The sequence below is a fragment of the Halanaerobium sp. genome (assembly GCF_003070835.1).
Window position 1 is genome coordinate 1 of record NZ_QBLR01000335.1, and the last position, 3,611, is coordinate 3,611.

Consider the following 3,611-nt stretch of genomic DNA (forward strand, 5'->3'; position numbering starts at 1 on the left):
AAAATCCTTACCTTCTACTAAAATAACAGCTGAAATATCAGCTAACAGAGCCACACCAACAGTCACCAGACCATCTAAAATAGTCAGCCAGATATTACCTTCTTCTGCCATTTTCATTACATCATGAGGTTCATCACCAAAATAAACACCATTAATTTCAGCATCCAGATTGTTTCCTGCGACTACTTCCAGTTTGTATTTTTCTGCAAATTCTCTTACTGTCATCTTTAATCCCCCCTAAAATTTAATTAATAGCTTATTTAATATATTCTCGCTAACTAAAATATTTCCTTCTTTTGAGCAGTATTCATACTCAATCCTGCAGTCTCAGCACTTAAGTCAAAGAAATCTATAATGGTGGCAGCTATATCACTGAAACTGTCACGACAGCCGAGCTCAAGGTCTGCAGGCACATTTTTGCCATAAACTAAAAGGGGAACAAATTCTCTGGTATGATCAGTTCCTTTATAAGTAGGATCACAGCCGTGATCAGCAGTAATGATTAAAAGATCTCCCTCTTTCATGGCAGCTTTAATTTCAGGAATTCTCTGATCAAAATTCTTTAACGCTTCAGCATAACCTTCTACATTTCTGCGGTGGCCGTAATTCTGATCAAAATCAACTAAATTAGTAAAAATTAATCCCTTTTCAGTCTGTCCAATATATTCAATAGTTTTATCAATTCCATCCATATTATTTGAAGTAGTAATAGAATTAGAAATTCCGCTGTGATTGAAAATATATGTTATTTTTCCAACTGCATTTACTTCTAAACCCTCATCTTTAAGATAATTGAGAACTGTAGGCTCCGGAGGAGTCAGAGAAAAATCTTTTCGTCTTTCTGTTCGTTCAAAGCTGCCGGGCTTCCCCTCAAAAGGACGGGCGATAACTCTGGCTGCTGCATGCTCCCCCCGCAGAATTTTTCTTGCTTTTTGGCAGTAATCGTAGAGTTCTTTGACCGGTATTACATCTTCGTGGGCTGCTATCTGGAATACACTATCTGCAGAAGTATAAACAATTGGTTTTCCTGTCTCCATATGCTTTTGACCTAGTTCTTCGATAATAACTGTACCTGAGGCCGGTTTATTACCCAGTGTTTCCCTTCCAATTGCCTTCTGGAACTGATCCATTACCTCAGCTGGAAAACCATCAGGATAGGTAGGAAAAGGCTTTTCTGAAATCAAGCCAGCGATCTCCCAGTGTCCAGTAGTAGTATCTTTACCCTTTGATTTCTCTGCTGCTTTTCCATAAGCTCCCTCAGCCTCAAGCTCAGAATCAAGACCTTTAATTGGTTCTATTTTCCCCAACCCCAGCTTTTCTAAATTTGGCAGCTCAAGTCCACCTATCTCAGCCGCAATATTCTGCAGTGTTGCAGCTCCCTGATCACCATAATACTCTGCATCTGGCAGTTCTCCAATCCCAACACTATCCATTACTATCAAAATCACTCTCTTAAACTTTTTCAAAATATCACCCCTAAATTATTAATGTTTATGTTGTTAGACGTCAGACTTTTTTTGAAAAATTTTATTTCTTAAATAAAACTCATTATTTAGTCTGAGCCTTAATATCTGTAACTAATGATGCTAAAGATTTATCCTTTAAATCCGGAATTAAAATCCCCATTATCTGATAGAGATATAGAAATTCATTTAGCAGCTCTTCCCTGTCTTCTTCTGGAAGATTCCCCTCTACTTCCATAAATTCCTCTAGATTATCATTGATATTACTAAATGATCGAAATAATTTACGAACCGGATTGTGGGAATTCTTATCACTATCGACATCCCAGTACTCTTTCATTTTCATTCTTTCTCGTTTTAAAAGTACTGCCGCAACTGCTTCTTCCATCGGAATATGAAGATACTTATAAAATAAATCTAGTACCTCCTGTGTTTCTTTACGGCTCAAATTGTGTTTAATTACTGCATCCAGCAGCTGATTGGCTTTATTAGGATCCCCTGTTTTAGATGACAGGGCATGAGCCAGGCTCAAATGGGATAAGGTTATAGGAGAGTCTTCTTTTAAGACTTCTTTTTGATATTTTTCCTTCATCTCCAGAATGTTAAGCCAGAGAGTTAAAGTTGTTCTGGCAACACCAAGTTTTTCAGCTGCATCTTTTTTACTCAGATTATTAGCTTCCATAAATTTATTAATAGAAGTTGCTCTCTCCAGAGGATTTAAATCCTGCCGCTGCAGGTTCTCAATCAGCTGGATCTGCCTAAATTTTTCTGGTGAAACTTCAGCTTCCAAAATCACTGCTGCTATTTTTTCTCGTTCTTCTTTTTTAACAGCCCTCAGTCTTCTTTCCCCTGCAATTAAAAGATAATGATTATCCTTTTTCTGAACTATAATCGGCTGCAGCTGCCCCACTTCTGCAATCGATTTTGCCAGGCTGTCTATTCTTGCCTCCGAAAAATTCTGTCTCACCTGATCCGGCCGACTTTCTATCTCCCGCAGTGATATCTCCTTATATTTCATTTTTACCCCCCATTTAAAGTTTTATTTGAATCATAACTCAAAATAGCTTTCATAAAATTGATTTTTATTCGCTTTTAACATATTATATTATTAGATTGTACTTAAAATTAACTACTAAATTAAAATTTTAACTTTAGCCAAATAATAAATCTCAAAGGAGCATTTAAGATGGAAAAACTATCTGATATAAATAGTTTAACAAAAAAACTGAAGAAAATAAACTACCTGAAGGTAGAAAAAAATAAAAATTTAGCTGAATTTGCAAGTTTTAAGGTTGGAGGACCTGCAGACCTTTTTCTAACACCGGAGAAAATCACAGCTGTAAAAGAACTAATGCCGCTGATTACTAATTCCACTATCCCCTATTTTATTTTAGGAAAAGGCAGCAATTTAATTATTTCCGATAAAGGTTATAGAGGTATTATTATCTACACCGGCAGTTTGAATCACTATCAATTTGAAGGTAATCAAATTACTGCAGAATCTGGACTGGAGCTTAAAGAAATTGCAGATCTGGCCTACGAAAATTCTCTCAGCGGTTTTGAATTTGCAGCTGGAATCCCCGGTTCACTGGGAGGCGCACTCTATATGAATGCCGGAGCCTATGGCAGAGAAATGAAAGATGTAATTATTAAAGCACAATTTATTGATCAAAAGGGGAAATTAATTGAACTCAGTAAAGCCGAACTAAAACTTGAATACAGAACAAGTATTTTACAAAAAGAAGATCCAGACTGGACTGCAGTCAATGTTACAATCAAACTTAAAAAATCTAAAAAAAATTTAATCAAGGCAAAAATGGATGAACTGCACAATAAGCGCTGGAGCAAGCAGCCGATGGAATTACCGAGTGCCGGCAGCATTTTTAAAAGACCTCCTGGACACTATACCGGTCCCCTGATCGAAGAGGCAAAAATGAAAGGGTTTCAAATTGGCGGCGCCCAGGTTTCTACCAAACATGCAGGCTTTATAGTCAATAAAGATCATGCTACAGCTGAAGATATAGTCAAACTAATTGAAAAAGTTAAAAAAGAAGTTTATAAAATAAGCGGAGTCCAACTTGAAGTCGAACCCCGTTTTTTAGGTGAATTTTAATCGAGCAGTTCCTCCTTTTTACTGCGGGGGAGCTG

The 3,611-nt window shown here is 36.9% G+C and carries 4 protein-coding genes; 1 reads left to right on the top strand and 3 read right to left on the bottom strand.

The annotated features are described in order from the left end of the window. From CI949_RS18515 to CI949_RS18525, 3 genes are all read right to left on the bottom strand, one after another. Positions 1 to 225: hypothetical protein (locus tag CI949_RS18515; RefSeq protein ID WP_290769130.1), on the bottom strand; the 225-nt coding region annotated here is incomplete at its 3' end. 53 nt (positions 226 to 278) lie between these two features. Beyond that, positions 279 to 1,466 carry a phosphopentomutase gene (locus CI949_RS18520; RefSeq protein ID WP_290769132.1) on the bottom strand — a complete coding sequence of 396 codons (1,188 nt, stop codon included), beginning with the start codon at positions 1,464 to 1,466 and terminating at the stop codon, positions 279 to 281. An 82-nt stretch (positions 1,467 to 1,548) separates the two neighbouring features. Next, a complete protein-coding gene (locus tag CI949_RS18525; RefSeq protein WP_114489702.1) occupies positions 1,549 to 2,481 on the bottom strand; it encodes a ParB/RepB/Spo0J family partition protein in 933 nt (310 codons plus the stop codon). Positions 2,482 to 2,649: 168 nt separating this feature from the next. On the opposite strand from CI949_RS18525, the gene murB reads away from it, so the two are divergent. Then, entirely contained in the window at positions 2,650 to 3,576 is a 927-nt protein-coding gene (murB, locus tag CI949_RS18530) for a UDP-N-acetylmuramate dehydrogenase (RefSeq protein WP_133531386.1), read from the top strand. Positions 3,577 to 3,611: the final 35 nt, after the last annotated feature.